This is a genomic window from Lentzea sp. NPDC051213, from assembly GCF_044455585.1.
In the GTDB taxonomy this organism is placed as follows: domain Bacteria; phylum Actinomycetota; class Actinomycetes; order Mycobacteriales; family Pseudonocardiaceae; genus Lentzea.
Genome location: NZ_JBITEX010000009.1, coordinates 25,195 through 46,285, shown reverse-complemented (window position 1 = coordinate 46,285; position 21,091 = coordinate 25,195). Strand labels below are relative to the sequence as shown.

General features: G+C 67.8%; 24 protein-coding genes and 1 tRNA gene. 12 read left to right on the top strand and 13 right to left on the bottom strand.

Going from position 1 to position 21,091, the window contains the following annotated elements; translation table 11 throughout:
• Window positions 1-45 precede the first annotated feature (45 nt).
• Entirely contained in the window at window positions 46-909 is an 864-nt protein-coding gene (locus ACIA8G_RS34375) for a S49 family peptidase (protein ID WP_396422900.1), read from the bottom strand.
• Window positions 910-1,012: 103 nt separating this feature from the next.
• Here ACIA8G_RS34375 and ACIA8G_RS34370 point away from each other — a divergent pair, with 103 nt between their 5' ends.
• Window positions 1,013-1,180 (top strand): hypothetical protein, encoded by a 168-nt coding sequence (locus ACIA8G_RS34370; RefSeq protein WP_166048541.1) that lies wholly within the window; start codon window positions 1,013-1,015, stop codon window positions 1,178-1,180.
• 235 nt (window positions 1,181-1,415) lie between these two features.
• Here the strand turns inward: ACIA8G_RS34370 and ACIA8G_RS34365 are convergent, their stop codons facing one another.
• Complete coding sequence (locus ACIA8G_RS34365) at window positions 1,416-2,669, bottom strand: sensor histidine kinase (protein WP_396422899.1); 1,254 nt, start codon at window positions 2,667-2,669, stop codon at window positions 1,416-1,418.
• A 119-nt stretch (window positions 2,670-2,788) separates the two neighbouring features.
• On the opposite strand from ACIA8G_RS34365, the gene ACIA8G_RS34360 reads away from it, so the two are divergent.
• Genes ACIA8G_RS34360 through ACIA8G_RS34350 form a run of 3 tightly spaced genes read left to right on the top strand, consistent with a single transcriptional unit; the run spans window position 2,789 to window position 5,467 of the window.
• Window positions 2,789-3,496: a (Fe-S)-binding protein gene (locus tag ACIA8G_RS34360; protein ID WP_396423282.1), complete on the top strand. Its 708-nt coding sequence runs from the start codon at window positions 2,789-2,791 to the stop codon at window positions 3,494-3,496.
• A complete protein-coding gene (locus ACIA8G_RS34355) occupies window positions 3,478-4,896 on the top strand; it encodes a LutB/LldF family L-lactate oxidation iron-sulfur protein (RefSeq protein WP_396422898.1) in 1,419 nt (472 codons plus the stop codon). The genes ACIA8G_RS34360 and ACIA8G_RS34355 overlap by 19 nt, the downstream gene beginning before the upstream one ends.
• The gene (locus ACIA8G_RS34350; protein ID WP_396422897.1) at window positions 4,889-5,467 is read left to right on the top strand and encodes a lactate utilization protein C; all 579 of its coding nucleotides are present in this window, start codon (window positions 4,889-4,891) and stop codon (window positions 5,465-5,467) included. The genes ACIA8G_RS34355 and ACIA8G_RS34350 overlap by 8 nt, the downstream gene beginning before the upstream one ends.
• Here the strand turns inward: ACIA8G_RS34350 and ACIA8G_RS34345 are convergent, their stop codons facing one another.
• The 4 genes from ACIA8G_RS34345 to ACIA8G_RS34330 all read right to left on the bottom strand — a co-directional run bounded on the left by ACIA8G_RS34345 (window position 5,468) and on the right by ACIA8G_RS34330 (window position 8,662).
• Window positions 5,468-5,914: a hypothetical protein gene (locus tag ACIA8G_RS34345; protein ID WP_396422895.1), complete on the bottom strand. Its 447-nt coding sequence runs from the start codon at window positions 5,912-5,914 to the stop codon at window positions 5,468-5,470. It lies immediately after the preceding gene.
• A gap of 35 nt (window positions 5,915-5,949) precedes the next feature.
• Window positions 5,950-6,816: an Fpg/Nei family DNA glycosylase gene (locus ACIA8G_RS34340; protein WP_396422894.1), complete on the bottom strand. Its 867-nt coding sequence runs from the start codon at window positions 6,814-6,816 to the stop codon at window positions 5,950-5,952.
• A gap of 15 nt (window positions 6,817-6,831) precedes the next feature.
• Window positions 6,832-7,269, bottom strand: coding sequence for a DUF983 domain-containing protein (locus ACIA8G_RS34335; RefSeq protein WP_396422892.1), 438 nt, complete (start codon window positions 7,267-7,269; stop codon window positions 6,832-6,834).
• Window positions 7,270-7,372: 103 nt separating this feature from the next.
• Entirely contained in the window at window positions 7,373-8,662 is a 1,290-nt protein-coding gene (locus ACIA8G_RS34330; protein ID WP_396423281.1) for a sigma-70 family RNA polymerase sigma factor, read from the bottom strand.
• A gap of 174 nt (window positions 8,663-8,836) precedes the next feature.
• On the opposite strand from ACIA8G_RS34330, the gene ACIA8G_RS34325 reads away from it, so the two are divergent.
• Together ACIA8G_RS34325 and ACIA8G_RS34320 are read left to right on the top strand one after the other, a co-directional pair.
• Window positions 8,837-9,235 carry a hypothetical protein gene (locus ACIA8G_RS34325; RefSeq protein ID WP_396422891.1) on the top strand — a complete coding sequence of 133 codons (399 nt, stop codon included), beginning with the start codon at window positions 8,837-8,839 and terminating at the stop codon, window positions 9,233-9,235.
• A 32-nt stretch (window positions 9,236-9,267) separates the two neighbouring features.
• Window positions 9,268-9,343: transfer RNA gene (locus ACIA8G_RS34320), tRNA-Gly, on the top strand.
• 39 nt (window positions 9,344-9,382) lie between these two features.
• Here the strand turns inward: ACIA8G_RS34320 and ACIA8G_RS34315 are convergent.
• Window positions 9,383-10,285: an LD-carboxypeptidase gene (locus ACIA8G_RS34315; protein WP_396422890.1), complete on the bottom strand. Its 903-nt coding sequence runs from the start codon at window positions 10,283-10,285 to the stop codon at window positions 9,383-9,385.
• A 127-nt stretch (window positions 10,286-10,412) separates the two neighbouring features.
• Between ACIA8G_RS34315 and ACIA8G_RS34310 the strand changes: the two genes are divergently transcribed.
• Window positions 10,413-10,841, top strand: a complete 429-nt coding sequence (locus tag ACIA8G_RS34310; protein ID WP_396422889.1) for an OsmC family peroxiredoxin — start codon at window positions 10,413-10,415, stop codon at window positions 10,839-10,841.
• Here the strand turns inward: ACIA8G_RS34310 and ACIA8G_RS34305 are convergent.
• The gene (locus tag ACIA8G_RS34305; RefSeq protein WP_396422888.1) at window positions 10,816-11,607 is read right to left on the bottom strand and encodes a cytochrome P450; all 792 of its coding nucleotides are present in this window, start codon (window positions 11,605-11,607) and stop codon (window positions 10,816-10,818) included. The two genes, ACIA8G_RS34310 and ACIA8G_RS34305, sit on opposite strands and share 26 nt — an antisense overlap.
• A gap of 314 nt (window positions 11,608-11,921) precedes the next feature.
• On the opposite strand from ACIA8G_RS34305, the gene ACIA8G_RS34300 reads away from it, so the two are divergent.
• Genes ACIA8G_RS34300 through ACIA8G_RS34285 form a run of 4 tightly spaced genes read left to right on the top strand, consistent with a single transcriptional unit; the run spans window position 11,922 to window position 16,197 of the window.
• The gene (locus tag ACIA8G_RS34300) at window positions 11,922-14,708 is read left to right on the top strand and encodes a BTAD domain-containing putative transcriptional regulator (protein ID WP_396422887.1); all 2,787 of its coding nucleotides are present in this window, start codon (window positions 11,922-11,924) and stop codon (window positions 14,706-14,708) included.
• 39 nt (window positions 14,709-14,747) lie between these two features.
• Window positions 14,748-15,374: a hypothetical protein gene (locus ACIA8G_RS34295; protein ID WP_396422886.1), complete on the top strand. Its 627-nt coding sequence runs from the start codon at window positions 14,748-14,750 to the stop codon at window positions 15,372-15,374.
• Window positions 15,375-15,402: 28 nt separating this feature from the next.
• On the top strand, window positions 15,403-15,795 hold the full coding sequence (locus tag ACIA8G_RS34290) for a contact-dependent growth inhibition system immunity protein (protein WP_396422885.1): 393 nt from the start codon (window positions 15,403-15,405) through the stop codon (window positions 15,793-15,795).
• Between the two features lie 45 nt (window positions 15,796-15,840).
• The gene (locus tag ACIA8G_RS34285) at window positions 15,841-16,197 is read left to right on the top strand and encodes a septal ring lytic transglycosylase RlpA family protein (RefSeq protein ID WP_396422884.1); all 357 of its coding nucleotides are present in this window, start codon (window positions 15,841-15,843) and stop codon (window positions 16,195-16,197) included.
• Between the two features lie 451 nt (window positions 16,198-16,648).
• Here the strand turns inward: ACIA8G_RS34285 and ACIA8G_RS34280 are convergent, their stop codons facing one another.
• From ACIA8G_RS34280 to msrA, 4 genes are all read right to left on the bottom strand, one after another.
• Window positions 16,649-17,593, bottom strand: a complete 945-nt coding sequence (locus tag ACIA8G_RS34280; RefSeq protein WP_396422883.1) for a hypothetical protein — start codon at window positions 17,591-17,593, stop codon at window positions 16,649-16,651.
• A 7-nt stretch (window positions 17,594-17,600) separates the two neighbouring features.
• On the bottom strand, window positions 17,601-17,888 hold the full coding sequence (locus tag ACIA8G_RS34275; protein ID WP_396422882.1) for a multiprotein-bridging factor 1 family protein: 288 nt from the start codon (window positions 17,886-17,888) through the stop codon (window positions 17,601-17,603).
• 5 nt (window positions 17,889-17,893) lie between these two features.
• A complete protein-coding gene (locus tag ACIA8G_RS34270; protein ID WP_396423280.1) occupies window positions 17,894-18,157 on the bottom strand; it encodes a type II toxin-antitoxin system RelE/ParE family toxin in 264 nt (87 codons plus the stop codon).
• 80 nt (window positions 18,158-18,237) lie between these two features.
• Window positions 18,238-18,906: a peptide-methionine (S)-S-oxide reductase MsrA gene (gene msrA / locus ACIA8G_RS34265; protein ID WP_396422881.1), complete on the bottom strand. Its 669-nt coding sequence runs from the start codon at window positions 18,904-18,906 to the stop codon at window positions 18,238-18,240.
• A gap of 123 nt (window positions 18,907-19,029) precedes the next feature.
• On the opposite strand from msrA, the gene ACIA8G_RS34260 reads away from it, so the two are divergent.
• Window positions 19,030-20,124, top strand: a complete 1,095-nt coding sequence (locus ACIA8G_RS34260) for a hypothetical protein (RefSeq protein ID WP_396422880.1) — start codon at window positions 19,030-19,032, stop codon at window positions 20,122-20,124.
• Here the strand turns inward: ACIA8G_RS34260 and galE are convergent.
• Window positions 20,109-21,089, bottom strand: coding sequence for a UDP-glucose 4-epimerase GalE (gene galE / locus ACIA8G_RS34255; protein WP_396422878.1), 981 nt, complete (start codon window positions 21,087-21,089; stop codon window positions 20,109-20,111). The genes ACIA8G_RS34260 and galE overlap by 16 nt on opposite strands.
• Window positions 21,090-21,091 lie beyond the last annotated feature (2 nt).

Below are 21,091 nucleotides of genomic sequence, written 5' to 3'. Positions count from 1 at the left end.
ACGTCAGGGTTTGGCTCGACACGCCCTGCGAAACCGAACTGATGCTCACAGCCCGAATCGGGACCAGCGCGCACGTTCCTCGATGCTCGCGAGCACCTGCGTCACGAGATCGCCCGATCGGGTGGACGTCCCGGTCAGTCCGAGCTTGGCCAGCAACGGCCTGCGCGGCTCGGCGACGGTCAGCTCGGCGTCCGGGAAGCGCTTGGCGATGACGCTGCGGATCGTGCCGATCCCGTCGACGAGGCCGAGTTCCTGCGCCCTCGCGCCGGTCCAGACCTCACCGGTGAACAGCTCGTCGTCGGAGCCCTTGAGCTTGTTGTTCCTGCGCTCCTTCACCCACGCCTTGAACTGCTCGTGCAGATCCGCGTGCAGCCCCTTGAGCCACTCGACGTCCTCGGGCTTCTCGGCCTGGAACGGGTCGAGCCGCACCTTGTTCTCACCTGCCGTGTAGACGCGGCGCTCGACGCCGGCCTTGTCCAGCAGGTTGTTGAGCCCGAAGCCCGCGCTGACCACGCCGATGGAACCGACGAGCGAAGTGCCGTGCGCGTAGATCTCGTCGCCCGCACACGCCAGCCAGTAGCCGCCGCTCGCCGCCACGTCCTCGCAGAACGCGAGCACCGGCACGTGCTTCTTGTTCGCGAGCTCCCGGATGCGCTCGGCGATCAGTGCGCTCTGCGTGGGTGCGCCGCCAGGCGAGTTGATGAGCAGCGCCACGGCGATCAGGCGCTCGTTGTCGAACGCCCGGTTGATGGCCGACTCCACGTTCTGGAGGCTGATCGTGTTGCGCGCGACCGGCGAGGACTGCGGGGTGATCACCCCGTGCAACCGCACCGCCGCGACGACCGGAGGCCGCTCACCCCGGTCCATGACCCTCGGGAGACGGGCCGCGATCCTGTCCGTGACGCTCATGTACTCGACAGTACGTGCGTTTCGCGGCCACGCGGGAGCCCAACTGCGCTGTCGGTTGCTCCCGCGTGACTTGGAACACGTATTGCCGGGTTAGCATCGGTGCGTGACGTTCAACCCGATCCGCTGGCTCGAGCGCTATGTCGAGTGGTGGGACGACCGGGGCAGGCAAAACGCCGCCGGACCTACGCCGATGCACATCTACTGGATGTGGGTGAGCTGGAGCGTGTGCGCCGTCGTGTTGATCACGACTTTGGCTGTTGCAGCACGCTGACCTGCAGCGCTTCTCAGCACTTGCAGCTGTTGAATCCCTTTGCGGTGCACTTGATGCAGACACGGACGCGTTCGGGTGCTTGTTGTTCCTGCAATGTGTTGATGCCCTTAACTCGCGGCCGATTCGCTGATGTGCGAATGGCGGCTGTTCATTGACACCGGCTTCATCGGCACGTTCGGGGCCGAGGTTGAGGGTTGGTCCCACGAACCTCAGGCCCAGAAGTCTGGCCCAGCAGTCAGGCGCGGATCGCCGGCTGTTCGTTCGTCATCGGCTCATCCGTCAGCTGGGACCCGATGTTCAGGTTCGGCAGCACGTTGCGGGCGAACTTCGGCACCTTGAGGATCACCTTGGTGCCCGCGTTCGGCGCCGTCTCCACGACCAGGGCGTACTCGGCGCCGAAGACCGTGCGCATGCGGTCGTTGATGTTGCCGATGCCGACGTGGGCGCCGGTCTGGTGGGCGTCCTTGATGTCGTCGAGGCGGTCCGGGTCCATGCCGACGCCGTCGTCCTCGACGCTGATCAGGGCTTCGCTGCCGTTGTCCTCGGCGGTGATGGTGAGCATGCCGCCGCCGGGCTTCTTGGCCAGGCCGTGGCGGACCGCGTTCTCGACCAACGGCTGGAGCACCAGGAACGGCAGGACGACCTGCAGCACCTCGGGGGCGATCCTCAACCGGACGTTGAGCCGGGAGCCGTACCGGGCCTGCTCGATGGTCAGGTAGCGGTGGATGTTCGTCAGCTCGTCGGCCAGCGTCGTGAACAGCCCGTCGGTGCGGAACGAGTAGCGCGTGAACTCGGCGAACTCCTGCAGCAGCTCACGGGCGTGCGCCGGATCGGTGCGGATCAGCGACGAGATGGTGTTCAGGGCGTTGTAGACGAAGTGCGGCGAGATCTGCGCCCGCAGCGCCTTCACCTCGGCCTGGGCGAGGGCCTGGCGCTGCTTCTGGACGACCTCCAGCTCCAGCTGCGTCGAGACGAAGCGCGCGGTCTCCTCTGCCATGCGGATCTGGCGCTTGGAGGCGACGCCGGACACCACGATCAGCGTGCCGGCCACGTCGCCCTCGACGACCAGCGGCACGACCACAACGCTGTGCAGGGAGCACGGGCCCTGCAGCTCGCAGCTGAGCTTGCGGTGGTCGACGTGTTCCTTGTGGCAGTTGTTGATGGCCCTGGCCACCGTGTCGCGGAGGTATTCATAGTGGTCGTTCGCGCCGCCGTCCCACGACAGGACGGTGCCCTCTTCGTCGGTGATGGCGACCGCGACGCACCGCAGCATCTCGCGCAGGTGGGGTGTCGCCTTGTTCGCCGCATCCTCCGTCAGGCCCGCGCGGAGGTCGCTCGACGCCCTGGACATGCGGTCGAGCATGTCCATCACAGCATCCTCGACGGAGGTGCTGACTCGTCGAGCGCGGCACAGCATCACGAAGAGGCCCAGAACGGCCAGGGTCGCGATGACGCCGAGCACAGCGCGCTCGGTCAACAGGTCGCCCACAGGCACATGCTGTGCTGTGGGGCACCCCTATAGCAAGAGGCGCGCCCGGCGTACCCCCGTACGGTCCACCGATCCGGGTAGACATCGGATGAATTTGGGGAGAGGGTGTCCGCGTGAAAGTGGCACTGTTCGCGACCTGCCTCACCGACACGTTCTTCCCGTCGACAGCGGTCGCCGTGGTTCGCCTGCTGGAGCGACTCGGCTGTTCGGTCGACTTCCCGCTCGACCAGACCTGCTGCGGGCAGATGCACTTCAACACCGGTTACCGGGAACACGCCAAGCCGCTGGCGCGCAAGTACACCGACGTCTTCGCGAACTACGACTTCGTGGTTGCGCCATCCGGGTCATGCGCGGGCATGGTTCGCGAGATCCATCCCACGCTGGGCACCTCTCCGCCGCGGACGTTCGAGCTCGCGGAGTTCCTCGTGGACGTGCTGGGCGTGACGAACGTCGGCGCCTGGTTCCCCCACCGGGTCACCTACCACCCCACCTGTCACTCGCTGCGCATGCTGGGCGTCGGCGACAAGCCGTTGGCACTGCTCAGGGCCGTCAAAGGACTCGATCTGGTGGAGTTGCCGGATTCGACGCAGTGCTGCGGCTTCGGCGGCACGTTCGCGGTGAAGAACGCCGACACGTCCACGGCGATGCTCGCGGACAAGATGAGGTGCGTGCTCGACACGGGCGCCGAGGTGCTCAGCGCGGGCGACAACTCCTGCCTCATGCACATCGGCGGTGGCCTGTCGCGGCTGCGCACGGGCGTCCGGCCGGTGCACCTGGCGGAGATCCTGGCGTCGACGGAGGAGGACCCGTGGCTCGCAACCCGGTGACGTGGCTGGGCAGCCCGACGTTCCCCAAGGCCGCCAAAGCCGCTTTGAACGACACCCAGCTGCGGCAGAACCTGCGCAAGGCCACCGGAACCATCCGCGGCCGCCGGGCGGCCGCCGTCGCCGAGATGAACGACTGGGAGCAGCTCAGGGTCGCCGGCGAGCAGATCAAGGACGACGTGCTGGCACGCCTCGAGACCCTCCTCGTGCAGCTGGAGGAGTCGGTCACGGCCAGAGGCGGAGTGGTCCACTGGGCACGGGATGCCGAAGAGGCGAACCGGATCGTGCTCGACCTCTGCCGCCAGGAGAACGCCACCGAGGTCGTCAAGGTCAAGTCGATGGCGACCGCCGAGATCGGGCTCAACGAGGCCCTCGAAGCCGGTGGCGTGCACGCGATCGAGACCGACCTGGCCGAGTTGATCGTGCAGCTCGGCGACGACCGGCCGTCGCACATCCTGGTGCCCGCGATCCACCGCAACCGCTCGGAGATCCGCGAGATCTTCCAGCGCCGCATGGGTTTCTCCGGATCGGACGAGCCGGCGGAACTGGCAGAGGCGGCTCGCATCTACCTGCGGCAGAAGTTCCTCACCACGAAGGTCGCCATCTCGGGAGCGAACTTCGCCGTCGCCGACACCGGGTCGATCGTGGTGCTGGAGTCCGAGGGCAACGGCCGGATGTGCCTGACCCTGCCGGACACGCTGATCACCGTGATGGGCATCGAGAAGCTCGTGCCGACGTGGCAGGACCTCGAGGTCTTCCTGCAGCTGCTGCCCCGCTCCTCCACCGCGGAACGAATGAACCCGTACACGAGCGTGTGGACCGGCGTGACGCCCGGCGACGGGCCGCAGCGGTTCCACCTCGTGCTGATCGACAACGGCCGGACCGCCACGCTCGAGGATTCCGTTGGGCGCCAAGCGTTGCGGTGCATCAGGTGCTCGGCGTGCCTCAACGTCTGCCCGGTCTACGAACGCACCGGCGGCCAGTCGTACGGCTCGGTCTACCCCGGCCCGATCGGCGCGATCCTGACGCCGCAGCTGGTCGGGGACCTGCACGACCCGCAGGCCGCCTCACTGCCCTTCGCGTCCTCGCTGTGCGGCGCGTGCTTCGAGGTCTGCCCGGTGCGGATCGACATCCCGTCGGTCCTCACCCACCTCCGCGCCGAGGTCGTGGAAGCCAAGGGCCGCACGGCCGAGTCGGTCGCGATGGCGGCCGCCGCGTGGATCTTCCGGGAGGCCTCGCGCTACGAGAAGGCGCAGAAAGCCGGTTCCCTGGCCAGATTCCTCGCGCGGGACGGCCGGATCACCTCGCTGCCGTGGCCCGGTTCGAAGTGGACGTCCTCACGGGACGTTCCCGTGCCCCCGGCAGAGTCCTTCCGAGCGTGGTGGAGGAAGAACCGTGGCTAGCGCACGCGAGGAGATCCTGCGGCGGATCCGCAACGCGAAGGTGCCCCCGGCCCAGCCCGTCATCCGCGGCTACCACCACGAAGGATCAGGCGGTGTCGAGCTGTTCGCCGAGCGGGTCGCCGACTACCGGGCGATCGTGCACACCGTCACCGACGTGCCCGAAGCACTCACCCTGTTGGCGGGCAAGCGAATCGTGGCTCCGGCCGACGTGCCGGAGGAGTGGCTGATCGACGGCGTCACCTGGCTGCGCGAGCCGTTGTCGATCGAGGAGCTGGATCAGGCGGACGGCGTGCTCACCGGGTGCGCGGCCGCGATCGCGGACACCGGCACGATCATCCTCGACGGCGGCGAGGCCCAGGGCCGCCGCGCACTCACGTTGCTCCCGGACTACCACCTGTGCGTGGTGCGGGTGGACCAGATCGCGGCGTCGGTACCGGAGGCGCTGCAACGACTCGAGCCCACCCGGCCGCTGACGTTCATCAGCGGCCCGTCGGCGACAAGTGACATCGAGCTCAACCGGGTAGAGGGCGTCCACGGTCCTCGCACCCTGGAGGTCCTCATCGTCAGCTGATCAGCCGCAGTGGACTCCGACGGCGTCCTTGATGCCCCGCTCGGTGTAGTAGTTGGTGACGGCGCGGATGGTCACGCACTTGCCCTTGGCGTACACCTTGACCGGACCGGCGTAGTACTGGAAGTCACCGGCGTCGAAGTCGTTGTTGTAGCCGGGACGGTTGTTGTCGTCCTCGCGGAAGTCCTGGTTGTACATGCTGATGCTGGCGAAGTGCTTGAACTGCGAGTAGTACGCGGTCTTCACGTTGGCCGCGCAGTTGTAGCCCGTGCTGGAGTTGTAGTAGAGCCGGATCGTGCTCAGGTGGTTGGGCACGCTGGAGTAGACCTTGTAGGTGTCGATCAGCGATCCGGTGCATCCGTACTCAGCGGCGTTGGCGTTCATCGGCGCGATAACGGAGGCCGCAGCGGCAACAGCCAGGACGGCAGCGGCTTTCGTGAGACGTGTCATGCACCCGAGCCTGTGCGAGGCCGGTTAAGCGGCGGTTATTTGAGCAGTCGCGAGAGCCTGCGGTCGGCCAGCGGCTTGCCGCCGGTCTGGCACGTCGGGCAGTACTGGAACGCCTTGTCCGCGAACGACACCTCACGAACCGTGTCGCCGCAGACGGGACACGGCAGCCCGGTCCGCGCGTGCACCTTGAGACCCGATCGCTTCTCACCCTTGAGCCGGGCGGCGTCCTGACCGACGGACCGCGCGACCGCATCGGTCAGCGTGCTGATCATCGCCTCGTGCAGGTGGTCCAGTTGTTCGGAGTTCAACCGGCCGGCCGTCGCGTACGGGGACAGGCGGGCCGCGTGCATGATTTCGTCAGAGTAGGCGTTGCCGATGCCCGCGATCAGGCTCTGATCGGTCAGCGAGGTCTTCAACCGCTCGGTTCGCTTGTCGAAGAGGTCTTCCAACTGCGTGCGGGTGATGCCCAGCGCGTCCGGGCCCAGCCTGGCGACGCTCGCGATCGTCTTCGGGTCGCGGACGATCCACGCCGCGAGCCCCTTCTTGGTCCCTGCCTCGGTCAGGTCGAACCCCGGCCCCTGCCCGGGAGGCCCGAGGTGCACCCGCAATGCCAGCGGGCCGCGGCCCTGCTTGGGCGGTGGTGCGGACATGTTGTCGGCCCAGCGCAGCCACCCGGCGCGCGCGAGGTGAACGACCAGGTGGAGGCCGTCCGCGACTTCCAGGTCGAGGTGCTTGCCGTGCCGGTGCGCGGCCACGACCTCCTGGCCGTGCAGCGCGGTCCACGGCGGGTCGAACGTCTTCAACACCTGCAGCGATGCCACGTCGACGCGGTGCACGGTGCGGCCGACAGCGTGTTCACGCAGGTGGTGAACCAGTGCTTCTACCTCGGGTAGTTCGGGCACCGGTCCAGTGTCGCATCAGTCGACGGGCTGCAACGGGCCTTCGACGTCCGGCAGCGAGTGCATCTCGATCGTCCTGGCGACCCGCGAGGCCTCCTGGCGGACCGCCATCGGCCCGCGGATCTGGCCGATCCAGCGCTCCGGCGGCAGCTCGTCGGCCGTGGCCTTGCTCTCCGCGACCAGCGTGTGCGGCCGGCGCAGCGCCCAGCGAACCGGGAAGAAGGCGAACAGGAAGATCAACGCGAGGATCAGCCACGCGGGCACGACGACCTGCGCGGGCGTCCACGCGATCAGCACCACCACCATGACGAGCAGCAGGCCGGCCATCATGATGCCGGGCAGCACACCGCCGCTGACGTCGTGCTCGAAGTCGTCGGATTCCACGGGATTGCGCCATTCGATCCGGCTGTGGACAGTCCACATCCGCCCGTCGGCACCGCGCACCAGCCGCGTCATGTACCCGTCTCCCACGCTCGGTCGGTCTTGCTCAAACCGTACCTTCCACGAGGTGAGCCTTGTGGGTGAACTCAGGTGTCCTTGATCGTCACGGTGAGTTCGGCTACTCCGGCCTCGGGTAAAGCGTGATCGTCGTGGGTGTGGTCTGCGGTGATGTGCACGGCGTCGTGGTGGACGGCGGCTCCGACGACGAGGACGGTGCGTCCAGCGACTTGATGTCCCTGGACGACGTCGACGTGATCACGACATCGCTCGACTGCGACGTCGGCCTGACGACGGGCTCCGCCCGCTCGGCCGCCGTTTCCTTCTGGTTCTCGGTGGGCGGCGGCGCGACGGCCGTCGTCTTCCGCACGGTCTCCTGCCGCTGGCCACCGGGGTTGACCACGTTCTCGCGCGGCTTCTCCTGCTGCCCCTGAGGCGGCGGCGCGACCACGACCTCGTTGCTGTGCCCGGCGCTGGCCGAACCGGACGACGTGTTCAGCGCGATCACGGCCGGGTTCTGGTCCGGCTGCAGCAACGCGATGCCCGGCCCGCCGTTGAACACGGTGGCCGCGGTCCCGATCAGCCCGATCGTGGCCACCGAGGCGGCCGCGATGGCGATCTTCGCCTTGCTGAGCAGCACCTTCCCGGCGAACGCCAGCCCCAGCGTGGACGGCACGACGAGGAACGCCGCGTTGGCCCTCAGCGTCGCGCAGACCTCGTTCAGCTCGGCGTGGAGCTGTGAGCAGGGCGAACAGGTGTCGAGATGGGCGCGGATCCGGCGTTCCTCGACGCCCTGGACCCCGCCCGCGGTGTAGGTGCCGAGCTTGGCCCGGATCGCCGCGCACGACGAACGGCCCTCGTCGACGGCGAGGTGTGCCTGCAGGTAGGCCGCGCGCAGCCCTTCACGGGCGCGGCGCGCCAGCGCGGACATGGCGTTCGGCGAGAGGCCGAAGTGCGGGGCCACGGTGGCGGGGCGTTCGCCCTCCACCTCGACGCGCCACAGCACGACCCGCCAGCGTTCGGGCAGGCTGGAGAAGGCTCTGGTGATCAGGTTGTGCTCGACCCTGCGGTTGGCGTTGTCACCCACCGGCTCGACGCGCCTGCCCAGTTCCTCGTCCTCGACGGGAACGTCACGGCGCCGCCCGCTCCACTCCCACGCGACGCGGCGAGCCACCGTCAGCAGGTAGGTGCGGACGTGGTCCGTGGGGCCGCTGCCCCGGCGGATCGCCTGGAGCATGCGGAAGAACGCCTCGGCGGTGAGATCATCAGCCTCGGCCGCCTCGCGGACGTGCCTGAGGGAGAAACGGCGGATCGCGTCCGCGTGCCGGGAGAACAGTTCGCCGTAGGCCGAGTCATCTCCCTCGCGCACCCTGGCGAGCAGGTCCCGGTCGACCTCGTTCTCGTCGACCATCACACAGCTCAACATGCCACAAGGGGCCAGACCTGCTGCTGGATGAGAACAGGTCGATATACAAGACCATCCGTTCGTCGTGAGCTGATCAGCGCAACGCATTCGGTGACGAGAGGGTCACAGGTGGGCGTCGGGCCGTCGGCGTAACAAGATCCAGCGACTATCGTCACGGGCGTGGTGGACTGGCGGGAACGGGCTTCGGCACTTGTGCCGGAACTTCGTGCTGTAGCCGAGACCGAGGAGTGGTCCTGCCACGTCTTCTTCTCCGAGCTGTCTCAACTGGCGATGGAAGCGCACCGCGAGCAGGACGACGACGTGCTGCGTCGCGCGTACGGGTTCGCGCACTGGTGCTTCCACCAGCCGGAGCAGTTCCTCGAGAACGCCGCGTTGATCAGCTTCTACGAGCACGTGTTCGACGACTGGGATCTTCGCGAGGAGGTCGCGGCCTGGTTGCCGGTCGACGTGCTGGCCAAGGTGCGGGCGTTGTGGGAGTGGCGGTGGACCAAGGAGCGGTTGGAGGAGGTAGATCAGCTTCTGGCCGGTTTGCAGCCCCCTGGTCGAGACGCCGTCTGACGCTGTTGTATAGTTCTTTCCCGTAAGGCAGTGCGGATGTAGCGCAGTTGGTAGCGCATCACCTTGCCAAGGTGAGGGTCGCGAGTTCGAGTCTCGTCATCCGCTCCACAAGAAGACCGGTACCCGTTGGGTGCCGGTCTTCTGCGTTCAGCAGACCGCAGGACCGATGGTGAACGTGCCCCCCTCGGCGTCCAGTTCGGCGATCGGCCCGAGGGGTGTGGACAACGGGTCGTCGCCGTGGCCGACGTCGATCCCGCCGATCACCGGCACGCCCAGGGTCTCCAGGCGGTCCCGCAGCACGTCGACCACGTCCCAGTCGCGGTCGACGTAGCCCTCGAACCCCGGGAACCGGCCGAGCGCCACCCCGCGCAGGCCGCGCAGCGAGCCCGAGCGCATGAGTTGCGTCAGGTGCCGGTCGACGTGCCCCAGTCCGACCGCACGCGGCTCCTCCAGGAAGAGGATCGCGCCGTCCAGACTGGGCAGTCCGGCACCGACAGACCAGGCGAGCGTGCCCAGATGACCTCCGACGAGATGCCCGGTGGCCACCCCACCGAACCGGACGGCCGCCGTGAGCGCCTTGGAGTCCCGGTGCAGAACAGTGGGCTTGCTCTCCATCAACAGCGCCCGCGTCGAGGCGGCAGAGCGATCGCCGGCCAGGAACCCGTGGATTCCGGCGACCTGGCACTCCCGCCACAGAGCCAGGTGCAGGTTGGTGATGTCACTGAGCCCGACCAACGGCTTGGGATCGGCGCGCACGGCGTCGAAGTCGAGGTCGTTGGCGATCCGGTACGCCCCCGCGCCCCCTCGGGTGGCGAACAACGCGCGGATGCCGGGATCGCGGTAAGCCTCGTTGAGATCGGCAAGCCGGTCCTCGTCCCGGCCCGCCATGTACCCGTGGCGGTCCAGCACGTGCTTCCCGACCTCGACGACCAGACCCCAGCTCTCCAGCGTCCGCACGGACTCGGCGAGCAGTTCCTCGCTCGGGTAGCTCGCCGGCGACACCAGCCGAACCCGATCTCCGGCGCGGACTCGCGGTGGCAGAACGACCATCGGCAACGACCCTTCCAGTTCCCGTCCTTTGGTTCTCAGGGTGATCTCCGAGCCCACCCGTGAATAAGGTGGTCCCTGTCCGCTCGTATCAACCTGATCGAGCTCGTTCGACAAGGACCTGGAGATCATGGCCATCACGCAGACGGCAAACGCGCACTGGGAAGGCTCTCTCACCGAGGGCAAGGGCAACGTCAGCCTCGACACGTCCAAGAGCGGCAGCTTCGAGATCGACTGGAAGGCGCGCGCCGAGGAAGCCGGTGGCAAGACCAGCCCCGAGGAGCTCATCGCCGCTGCGCACTCGTCGTGCTTCTCGATGGCGCTCTCGCACGGCCTGACCGGTGCGGGCACGCCGCCCACCTCCATCGACACCAAGGCCGAGGTCCAGTTCCAGGCGGGCCAGGGTGTCATCGGCATTCACCTGACCGTGCGCGCCAACGTGCCGGGCCTGTCCAACGACGATTTCGTCAAGGCAGCCGAGGGCGCCAAGGCGAACTGCCCGGTCTCCAAGGCGCTCGCGGCCGTCGAGAACATCACCCTGGACGCCGCGCTGATCTGATTCGCAGCTCCGCGGGCCCGTGACTGATCAGGTGCCTGCGGTAGCGCACGTCGCCGGGCTGCTCGACCACCTCGAACGACCGGTCGAGCAGCTCTTCGGCGACGATCCGGCCCTGTGCCCTGGCCAGCAGGGCGCCGAGGCAGTAGTGCGGGCCGTGCCCGAAGCCGAGATGGGCCGGCACGGACGGGCGGCCGGGGTCGAAGTCCGCGGTGAAGATCCGTGGGTCGCGGTTGCCCGCCGCGAAGTCGAGGAACAGGTGCTCGCCGTCGGCGATCTTCACCCCGCCCACCGACACCGGGCAGGTCGCCGTCCGGAAGAAGCCCCTGAACGGCGTGTCGAGCCGCACCACCTCCTCCACCACGCCACCCAGCCGGCGTTCCCGGCGGTTCAGCCGCAGCAGCGTGCTGGCCAGCAGGTTCGTGGTCGAGTCGGTGCCGGCCACGACGATCGCGAGGCACAGCGACAGCCGTTCCTGCTCGGACAGCTGGGCCCCCTTGAAGACCTCCGAGCGGGCGAAATAGGCGCTGAACTCGTGCATCGCGGCGAAGTACGACCCGAGTACCCGCTCGCTGACCTCCTCGCCGCTGGTCAGCTCCAGCACCGGTGCCACGAACTCGCGGAACAACGGGAAGTCCCGTTGCGGCACGCCGAGCACGTCACCGACGACACCCAACGCGAACGGCGCGGCGAACTCACTGACGAAGTCGGCTTCTTCCGGCAGTTCGTCGAGTAACGCGCGGGCCCGCTCACGAATTGGGTCAGCCATTTGGCGCACGGCCGTTGGAGTGAATTTCTGATTCGCTGCGGCACGAATTCGGGCATGTCTGATGCCGTCTGCCGTGTTCAACGAGGACATCAATTCCAGCAATCGCCGCTGCTCCGGCGGCAGCAGTGCCGCCACGGCCGCTACCTGCGGTCCTGCCATGTTCCGGGAGGAGAACGTCACCGGATCAGCCAACACAGCACGTAGATCGGCGTACGCGGTCACGCGTTGGGCGTTGATTCTCGGGTCGAATTCCATTGCAGTATCTTGTCCCGGTTCCAGCCTTTTGTCGGGGGCTGACGACAGGACAAATCAAAGTGATCATCCGGCTGCTCGGACCGCTCGAACTCACCGGTCCGAACGGAGCAGTTCCGCTCAGCAGCGCGGGCCAGCGGACCCTGGTTGCCCGCCTGGCCCTCAAGCCGGGAGAGACGGTGCCGAGGAGCGCGCTCATGGACGCGCTCTGGTCGGACGAGGCGCCGGCCACCGCGACCAAGACCCTGCACAGCCTTCTCGCACGTCTGCGCGGCCAGATCCGCGACGCCGGGCTCGGCGAGCTGATCACCACCCGTGAACCGGGCTACGTGCTGAACGCGACCGCCGACACCGTTGACGCGGCACGGTTCGAGACGCTCGTTGCAGCAGCACGGCAGAGCGACGACCCGGTGGAATCCGCACGGCTGCTGCGCGAGGCTCTCGCGTTGTGGGCGGGTGATCCGCTCGCGGACTGCCGGCAGGGCGAGTGGACCCGGCAGGAGTCGGCGCGGCTCACCGGGCTGCGGATGGACGCGACCGAGGACCTGATGGAGGCGTCGCTGGCGCTCGGCGAGCACGCCGCGGTGGGGCCGCTGGTCAGCTCGCTGGTCGAGCAGCACCCGTTCCGGGAGCGGCTGTGGGAGTTGTTGATGATCTCCCTCTACCGGGCGGGCCGGCAGGCGGACGCGCTGGCCACCTACCAACGGGCCCGCGGCGTGCTGGTCGGCGAGCTGGGCATCGAGCCCGGCACCCGGCTGCGCGACCTCGAACAGGCGGTGCTGACCGCCGATCCACGCCTGGACCTGACCGAACGCACCCCGCCGCCGGTGCGCGGCAACCTGCCCGCCGACCGGTCGAGCTTCGTGGACCGCCCGGAGACCGAGCACGTGTCCGGGCTGATCAAGGAGCACCGGCTGGTCACGCTGATCGGCGTCGGCGGCGTGGGCAAGACCCGGCTCGCGGTGCACGTGGCGCGCGGCGAGCAGCCACCGGACGGGGTCTGGCTGGTGGAGCTGGCCGCGTTGCGCGACCGGGCACTGGTCCCGCACACGGTGGCCGAGGCGCTGGGCGTGGTCGACCAGACCGGGCGCGGGCAGTTGGTCGTGCTCACGGAGTTCCTCGCCGACCGGGACGCGTTGCTGGTGCTGGACAACTGCGAGCACGTCGTCGACCACTGCGCGGTCCTGATCGACACGCTGCTGCGGGTCGCGCCACGGTTGCGGGTCATCGCCACGTCCCGCCGGGCGTTGCGGGTCTACGGGGAGCAGGTGCTGTCCGTCGCACCGCTTTCCGTGCCGTATCCGGCGGCGACGCTGTTCGCGCAACGCGCCGACGCCGCGATACCCGGCTCGTTCGTCATCACGGGGGCGAACGAGCAGGCCGTGACGGACCTGTGCCGGCGGCTGGACGGGATTCCGCTGGCGATCGAGATGGCGGCGCTTCGCGTGCGGGTGTTGACGCCGGCACAGCTGCTGGAACGCCTCGACGATCGGTTCAAGGTGCTGACAGACGGCGGGCGGACGGCGTTGCCGCAGCACCAGACCCTGATCGCGACCATGGACTGGAGCTTCGACCTGTGCTCGCCGCGCGAGCAGCTGCTGTGGGCGCGGGCCTCGGTCTTCGCCGGCAACTTCGACCTGGCCGCGGCCGAGGCGGTGTGCTCCGACGACGCGCTGACCGCGGACTTCATGTTCGACGCGGTCGACGGTCTGGTCGACAAGTCCGTGTTGCTGCGCGAAGAACACGCAGGCGTGGCGCGCTATCGGCTGTTGGAGACCATGCGCCAGTACGGGCAGACGCGGTTGCGTGCGACCGGTGAGGAACCACGGCTGCGCGCGCGGCATCGTGACTGGTACGCAGGAGTCGCCGTGCAGGGCGAACGGGCGTGGTTCACACCGCGGCAGGCCGCGACGGTCAGCTGGATGACGACGGAGAGCGGCAACCTGCGGGCGGCGCTGGAGTACTCGCTGACGACCCCCGGCGAGGCCGACACCGGGCTGCGGCTGGCGGCGACGCTGTGGTTCTACTGGATCGGCTGCGGGCGGTTCGCCGAGGGACGGCACTGGCTGAACTGGGCGCTGTCGCTGGAGACCGAGCCGTCACGTGCGCGCTGCAAGGCGTTGTGGGTCAACGGCTACGTGGCCTCGCTGCAGGGCCACACCGCTTCGGTGCCGGCGCTGCTGGAGACGTGCCGCACCGAGGCCGCACTGCTGGGCGACAGCGACGCGGACGTCTACGCGATCTACGTGCAGGGTGCGGCGGCGGTGTTCGACGACGACCTGCCGCGCGGCGCGTCGTTGCTGGCAGAGGCCGTCCGCCGGCACAGCGCGCTGGGCCACCTGGACAGCAACGTGATCATGGCGCGAGTAGCGCTGGCGATCACCGTGGCGTTCAGCGGCGAGCTCGACCGGGCGGCGTCGTTGTGCGCCGAGGCGCGGGCTCTGTGTGAGGAGAACGGCGAGCTCTGGGCGCGCGCGTACGCGTTGTACGTCCTGGCCTTCGTGGCGATGGGACGTGGTGACGTCGTAGAGGCGCGTGAGCTGGCGACTTCTTCGTTGCTCATCAAAGAGAAGTTCGACGACCTCCTGGGCATCGCGCTGTCGGTGGAGCTGCTGGCGTTGATCTCGGTGGTCACCGGCTCACCGACGCACGCCGCGATGCTGCTCGGCGGGGCGGACCGGGTGTGGCAGTCGGTCGGGCTGCCGCTGTTCGGGTCGGCGAGCTTCGCGGCCTCACACGACCAGTGCATCGCGTTGTGTCAGCAGGCCCTGGGAGAGGACTACGCCGAACACTTCGCGCGGGGTACGGCGATGACCGTGCCCCAGGTCGTCGAGGCCGCGCAGTCGTGACGCAGTCTTCGCGCAACTGGTGGCGAGAAGCGTGACTCCATGAGGACCAGCGTGCGCACGCCCGACGCGGAAACCGTCGAGGAAGTGCTGAAGCTCGCGGCACGGGCACCGTCGTTCGGCATCGTTCCGCCGTGGCGGTGGCGTCGGGGCGACGAGTGCCTCGGCCTCGTGACGGCCCGTACCGACCAAACGGCGTTGCTCGCGTGTGGCGCGGTCCTGCACCACATCCGCGTCGCCTTCTCGGCGATGGGCTGGGACTGCCACGTGCTGCGCAACGGCACCGACGGCCAGGTCGCGTCGGTGCACCCACGCTGGGAGCTGGACGCGTTCTCGTGCGAGGTGGCCTCCGCGGCGGCGATCTCCCTGCGCCGCGCCGACCCGCGCCCCTACCTGGCCACCGAGGTACCGGACTCGGCGCTGACGTGGTTGCTGCACGCGGCCAGAGCCGAGAACTGCGACCTGGAACTGGTGGCGCGCCGCAACGGCGTGCTGATCCGCCTGATGGGCCAAGATCCGTTGCGAATGGGCGAAGCGCTGAGCGCCGTAGTGCTGGCCTCGACCGTGTGGGGACTCGCGTCCGAGCCGTTGCTGCACGAGGGCGAGGTGCTCGTGCGGGTCGGCTGGCAGACACCCAATGCCGAACCGTTGCCTCAGTCTGCTCGGTAGGACTTCCCCCGGCGTGCACGATGGGTGCGTGGACCGCGACAGAACGCTCGCGCACCTGAGCGACGACGACTGGCTGAGACCTGACCCGTCGTCCACCCAGCTGTACCGGGACCTGTGCGCGCTGCGCGCCCTACCGGTGCGGGAGCTGACGCCCACGTCGCTGCACCTCCTGGTGACACACCAGGTGGGCCTGGACGTGACGGCGGTGCTGGCGCTCGAGCACGTGGAGTCCGACCCGCTCCGATCGGTCTCGCTGTACCCAGGCGACCTGCTCGCCGCTCTACTGAGAGTAGATCCGTCGTTCTGGGCAGATCACCCCACGCTGCGTGACCGGTTGACGGTCGTGCTGGACCGCCTGCGGACCCTGCCTCCAGGCGACTGGCAACTGCTGGTGTCGGCGGCCGAGCAGTTCCCCGGTTAGGCGCGCGTTAGGCGAGTCTTTGCCGCTGGGTGAGTTCCTGACCTCATGGCAAAGACTCTCGCGGCCGCCGGCATCACGCTGGCTTCCCTCGCCGCTTCCGCTGTGTTCTTCTCGCCCGTGGCCTCAGCCGAGACCTGCAACGCCTCCTACTACACCGGTGGCGGCACGACGGCCAGCGGCGAGCGCTTCGACCCGAACAAGCTGACCGGCGCGCACAAGACGCTGCCGTTCGGCACCCGCGTGAAGGTGAAGAACCGCTCCAACGGCAAAACCGTGACCATCCGCATCAACGACCGAGGCCCGTTCATCGCCGGACGCTGCGTCGACCTCACCCCGCGCGCGTTCAAGGCGATTGCCCCGTTGTCACAGGGCGTGGTCGGCGTGACGGTAACTCGGGTCTGATCCCTATCGATACAGCCGTTCTGCTTGACCCAATCGAGTGAACGGGATAGGCAATTGGGGTGTTTGCGGCGATGAGCGGGCCGGGGCGGCTCGCAACAGGGGCGCTACTCGGTGCCGCCGTAGCCGCGTTTTACGTGCTCGCGCCGCATGTCGGATCGCTCGCATCGGGCGATCCGGCACGGCCGGGAGAGAACAGACCGGCGCGTGTTTCGCTGATCAACACGCCTTCTTTGATCCCCACTCCCACTGAGCAGTCATCACAGACAGTGTCGTCCAGCTCTTCGTCTGCGCCGTCTTCTTCTTCGGCTACTACTACGACGACAACCACGACGACTACGGCTCAGACCACGACGGTGACTACCACTACGCCTCCGCCGCCTGCGCCTACTACGACTACGCCGCCGCGGCCTACGACCACCACTACTACGCGGCCGTGCGGTCTGATCTTCTGCTAGGTCGTTGGGATCCTGGCCCTGAGCGCGTAGATCTCGTCGAACCTTCTTGGGTTGGTTAGGCCGTGTCTCAACAGGTTGGCGGCGTCGATCAGGTTCTTGTCGTCACGGGTCATCTCTGGTGAGACGTGGTCGAGGCACGTGTTGACCACTTCGTCGTGGCTCAGCCGGTTCTGGATTTCCGGGTGGAGTTCTTCTAGGCGGGCTACGAAGTTCGCCTGGTGGAGCGCTACTTCCTTCGGGGTGAAGGCCTCTCTGGTGAGGCCGTGATGCCACATCCAGAACGTGAACTGCACGAAGTCCTGGCGGTTTCGCACGTGGTCGTGGCTTGCCGTGCGATTTGCGGTCAGGCGGGTGCAGTAGCGCCACCAGGCTCGGTCGGGCGCGTTTCGTTCGGCCCAGCGGACCCGCGCCGGCTCGGGCATCGCGGCGACTTCCTTCAGTTGCTGCCACACGGCTCGGTGGTCGGCGTCGAACGTGTCGCGGTGGTCCTCGCCGTATGCGGAGACGATGTTCTGCACGGTTCCGGTGGCGGGGTCCACGTGCAGGGTTGTCTGTGCGTCCGGCTGCCAGTACTGCTCACGCTTCTCCAGCTTGATCAGCTCGACGCCTCTGTTCGTCAGCTCTTGCTGCAGCTCGTCGAACATCTGCGGGCCCGCGAACCGGCCATACCTGGCTGCGATCGCGTCGTCGACCATTGCGTCATCGCGCTCTAGCCGGTGCGCCTGCACTGACCAGTGCTCGCCCTGCAAGCCCAGTCCACGCTCGCGCCGGTACCAGGACAGGTCGACCAGGCCGTACGCCCGCCAGTAGACGCGGCTGCTCCAGTTCTCGCCGAAACCGTCGCCCAGGACGGCGCTGGCCGCGTCCGGTCCCAGGTTCGCGTCGAGGCCCATGATGGTGCCGGTCTGCACCACGTCGGCCAGGAAGTCGAGCTTTGCCATCACAAGCTCAAGCTGCGGACCGCGGCGCCAGCCGCACCACCAACTCCAGATCCAACGCATGCGCGAGGCGTTCCAACACCGGGATCGTGGGCACCGTGCCGCCTGCCTCGAACCGGGCAACCGCAGGTTGTGTCATCCCCGCTGCCTCGGCGAGCTGCGTTTGGCTCCATCCACGCTCTTCTCGAAGCTCCCGGACCGAACGGCCCAGTTCAAACGCGATGCGGGTCGCCTCGTAGGCCTCGTCAGCTCCAGGCTCGGCCATCCGCCGATCGCGGAGCTCCTTCCAGTCAGCCACCCTCATCACTCCCCGTCGTGCGTATCCACGGTGTGCTGCTGATCAATACACAATGCGAGCGCGGATCGCGCGCGAGCGACCTCACGGCCCTCTCGCATTCGCGTCTTGCGGAACACCGTCAGCAACACGATCCGCCTCCCGGACGCGATCCAATAGGTAACGCGCACCGCGTTGCCATCCAAGTAGAACCGCAGCTCGCGAAGCTTCCCGTCCAGTTGGCGCGAGTACGGCTCGCCGAGGTGCACGCCTTCCGCGGCCAGAAGATCGATGTAGAACGCAGCGGTCGCGAACTCATACCATCGATGCTATATCTGTGATCGGGTCGTCACGTCCGGGGGAACAGCCTTGGTCAGGCTTGGTCGACGTTCAACCCCACCGGACAGGACACGCCTGTCCCACCCAACCCGCAGTACCCATAAGGATTCTTGGCATCCGACAGGTACTGCTGGTGGTAGTCCTCGGCGTAGTAGAACTCCCCCACCCCCACCACCTCAGTGGTGATCGAGCCGTACCCGGCCGAATCCAAAACCCGCTGGTAAACAGCCAAAGAGGCCAAAGCAGTAACCCGCTGCCCCTCATCAGCACAAAGAACCATGGACCGGTACTGAGTCCCGATGTCCGCCCCCTGCCGCATCCCCATGGTGGGGTCGTGCCCCTCCCAGAACACCCGCAGCAAATCCTGATACGGCACCACAGCAGGATCGAAGACAACGAGAACAGCCTCGGTATGCCCAGTCAGCCCAGAACAGACCTCTTCATAGGTGGGGTGAGGCGTGAACCCACCCGCATACCCGACAGCAGTGGTCCAGACCCCGTCCGTCTGCCAGAAAAGTCGTTCAGCGCCCCAGAAACAGCCCATTCCGAACACAGCGGTCCGATGACCGGATGGAAATGGCGGCGTGAGCGGGCGGTCCGGGAAGACTGCGTGCGAGGGTGGCACGGCGATGGCCGTCGAGCGGCCTGGCAGTGCGTCCGAGGCGGCCACCATCAGCGGTTTTCTGCTTCCGAACCACGCCATGCCAGCAATATACGGGTGCTTCTCACCACAACCAGGTCACGACTTGAGAGGCCCGCACGAAGGGCTGAGGGGGCACGGGCACAATGTCCGAGTCTCATGTTCGCGCGGAAGGGGGTGCCAGGGGTGACCTGGCAAGACGAGCTGCAGAAGCTCGACAACGAACTCGCCTCTGGTCGGATCTCGGCTGATGACTACCGTCGCCGCCGGGATGAGGTCCTCTCCGGGTCGGCCGGCGGTGGGCCCGCCCAGAATCCTCAGAGCGGGCCATTTGCCCCTCCGTTCAAGTGGGAGGCGCAGCCGCCCAGCACGTCGGACCGGACCCAGGTCGTCAACGTCCAGGGGCCTCCGCAGCCACAGCAGCAGAACCCGAACCCGGACGCCACGCAGGTGGTCAGCGGGCAGCGGCCGGCTGACGCTGATCGCACGCAGTTCGTGGCGCCGGTTCAGCCCGGTCCCGGTGGGTGGGGGCAGCAACAGCAGCAACAGCAGGCCGCGCCGCCGCCTTGGGTCGGCGGTGACTTCGACTCGATCAACCAGCCGTCTCCTGGCTGGAGCCACGGGCCCGAGGTCTTCGACGAGTCCAGTGGTGGGGGCAAGGGTCGCGTCTTCGCGATCATCGGTGTCGTGCTGGTGCTGGCGCTGATCGGTGGCGGCATCTGGTGGTTCACCGCGGGCAGCAAGACGACGAACGACCCCGCGGCCAGCAGCACGCCGACCACGCCCACCTCGACGACTCCGTCGGGGCCGAAGCTGCCTCTCACCGGGCTGCAGGGCAAGGTCGACTCGGCCAGCACCGGGCCGATCACCGTGGAGAAGGCCTCGAAGGAGAAGTCGCAGTTCAGCCCGGACGAGGCGGCTCTGCTGACCACGTGCGGCGCCGAGACCGGCCTCTCGCAGGTGCTCTTCGCGGACGAGTGGTTCACGCAGGTCCACGTGTTCAACTGCAGTGACGGTGCGGCGGCCAAGACCGCGGCCGACGCGCTCTCCGAGCTGCAGAAGGGTTACGGCTTCGCGGCCGTCACGGGGGCCAAGCAGCTGCCCGCGATGGTGTCCGAGAAGGCCACCGACGTGCCGGACGCGCCGTTCGACGAGCGCATCTTCTACGTCTCCGAGAAGTCTGTTGTGCGCATCGAGGTGCGTGGCAAGTCGAAGGCCGCGATGGACACCGGTGCCGAGAAGGTCGTCACCGCCATCGACAAGAACTACCCCGCCAAGTGAGAGCTGGCGTGCCACTGCCACGCGGTGGCGAGGATCTCGGGAAGACCGAACCTGGCACGCCAGCCCAGCACGTCGAAGGCACGGGCCGGATCCGCCCACACCACGGGCGGGTCCCCCGGCCTCCGGTCGCCGAAGGTCACCGGCAACGGCCGGCCCGCGACCTGCTCCAGCCCCTTCACGACCTGCAGCACCGAGTACCCGGTGCCGGTCCCCAGGTTCAACGAACCGGAAGCACCGTCGCCCCGCAGGTGGCCCAGCGCCAGGACGTGCGCTTCCGCCAGGTCCACCACGTGCGTGTAGTCGCGGACCGCGGTGCCGTCCTCGGTCGGGTAGTCGCTGCCGAACAACGTCACGGGCGGCCGCGCCCCCAAGGCAGCCTTGGCCAGCAGCGGCACCAGGTTGTGCGTGGGACCCCAGTCCTCGCCGATGCGGCCGTCCAAGGAAGCGCCCGCCGCGTTGAAGTAGCGCAACGACATCCAGCGCAGGCCGTGCGCGTTGCCGAACGCCTCGATCATCCGCTCGCCCACGAGCTTGCTGTCGCCGTACGGGCTGATCGGCAGCAACGGGCTGTTCTCGGTGATCGGCAGCGTCTCGGCTGCGCCGTAGACCGAGCAGGACGACGAGAAGACCAGATCACGAACACCCGTGTTGACCAGGGCGTTCAGCACGGACAACGTGCCGGTGGCGTTGTGGTGGAAGTAAAGGCCGGGGTCCTTCATGGACTCGCCGGGGTTCTTCAGGCCCGCGAGGTGAATGCAGGCCGTCACACCGTGATCCCGAATGACCTGTTCCAGCTTCACGGTCTCGGTGACGTCGATAGTGTGTACCGGAGTACCGGCAGGGACGGCTTTCGGTGAACCCGTGCGCATGTTGTCCACCACGACGGCGCCACGCCCGGCATCGGCCAGCGCGTGCACGACGTGCGAGCCGACGTAGCCCGCACCGCCGGTAACCAGGATCGTCACCG

Coding starts and splice junctions, on each gene's coding strand:
- ACIA8G_RS34375 (WP_396422900.1), bottom strand. CDS start 909: ATGAGCGTCACGGACAGGATCGCGGCCCGTCTCCCGAGGGTCATGGAC.
- ACIA8G_RS34345 (WP_396422895.1), bottom strand. CDS start 5,914: ATGACACGTCTCACGAAAGCCGCTGCCGTCCTGGCTGTTGCCGCTGCG.
- ACIA8G_RS34335 (WP_396422892.1), bottom strand. CDS start 7,269: ATGACGCGGCTGGTGCGCGGTGCCGACGGGCGGATGTGGACTGTCCAC.
- ACIA8G_RS34330 (WP_396423281.1), bottom strand. CDS start 8,662: ATGGTCGACGAGAACGAGGTCGACCGGGACCTGCTCGCCAGGGTGCGC.
- ACIA8G_RS34315 (WP_396422890.1), bottom strand. CDS start 10,285: ATGGTCGTTCTGCCACCGCGAGTCCGCGCCGGAGATCGGGTTCGGCTG.
- ACIA8G_RS34310 (WP_396422889.1), top strand. CDS start 10,413: ATGGCCATCACGCAGACGGCAAACGCGCACTGGGAAGGCTCTCTCACC.
- ACIA8G_RS34305 (WP_396422888.1), bottom strand. CDS start 11,607: ATGGCTGACCCAATTCGTGAGCGGGCCCGCGCGTTACTCGACGAACTG.
- ACIA8G_RS34295 (WP_396422886.1), top strand. CDS start 14,748: ATGAGGACCAGCGTGCGCACGCCCGACGCGGAAACCGTCGAGGAAGTG.
- ACIA8G_RS34285 (WP_396422884.1), top strand. CDS start 15,841: ATGGCAAAGACTCTCGCGGCCGCCGGCATCACGCTGGCTTCCCTCGCC.
- ACIA8G_RS34280 (WP_396422883.1), bottom strand. CDS start 17,593: ATGGCAAAGCTCGACTTCCTGGCCGACGTGGTGCAGACCGGCACCATC.
- msrA (WP_396422881.1), bottom strand. CDS start 18,906: ATGGCGTGGTTCGGAAGCAGAAAACCGCTGATGGTGGCCGCCTCGGAC.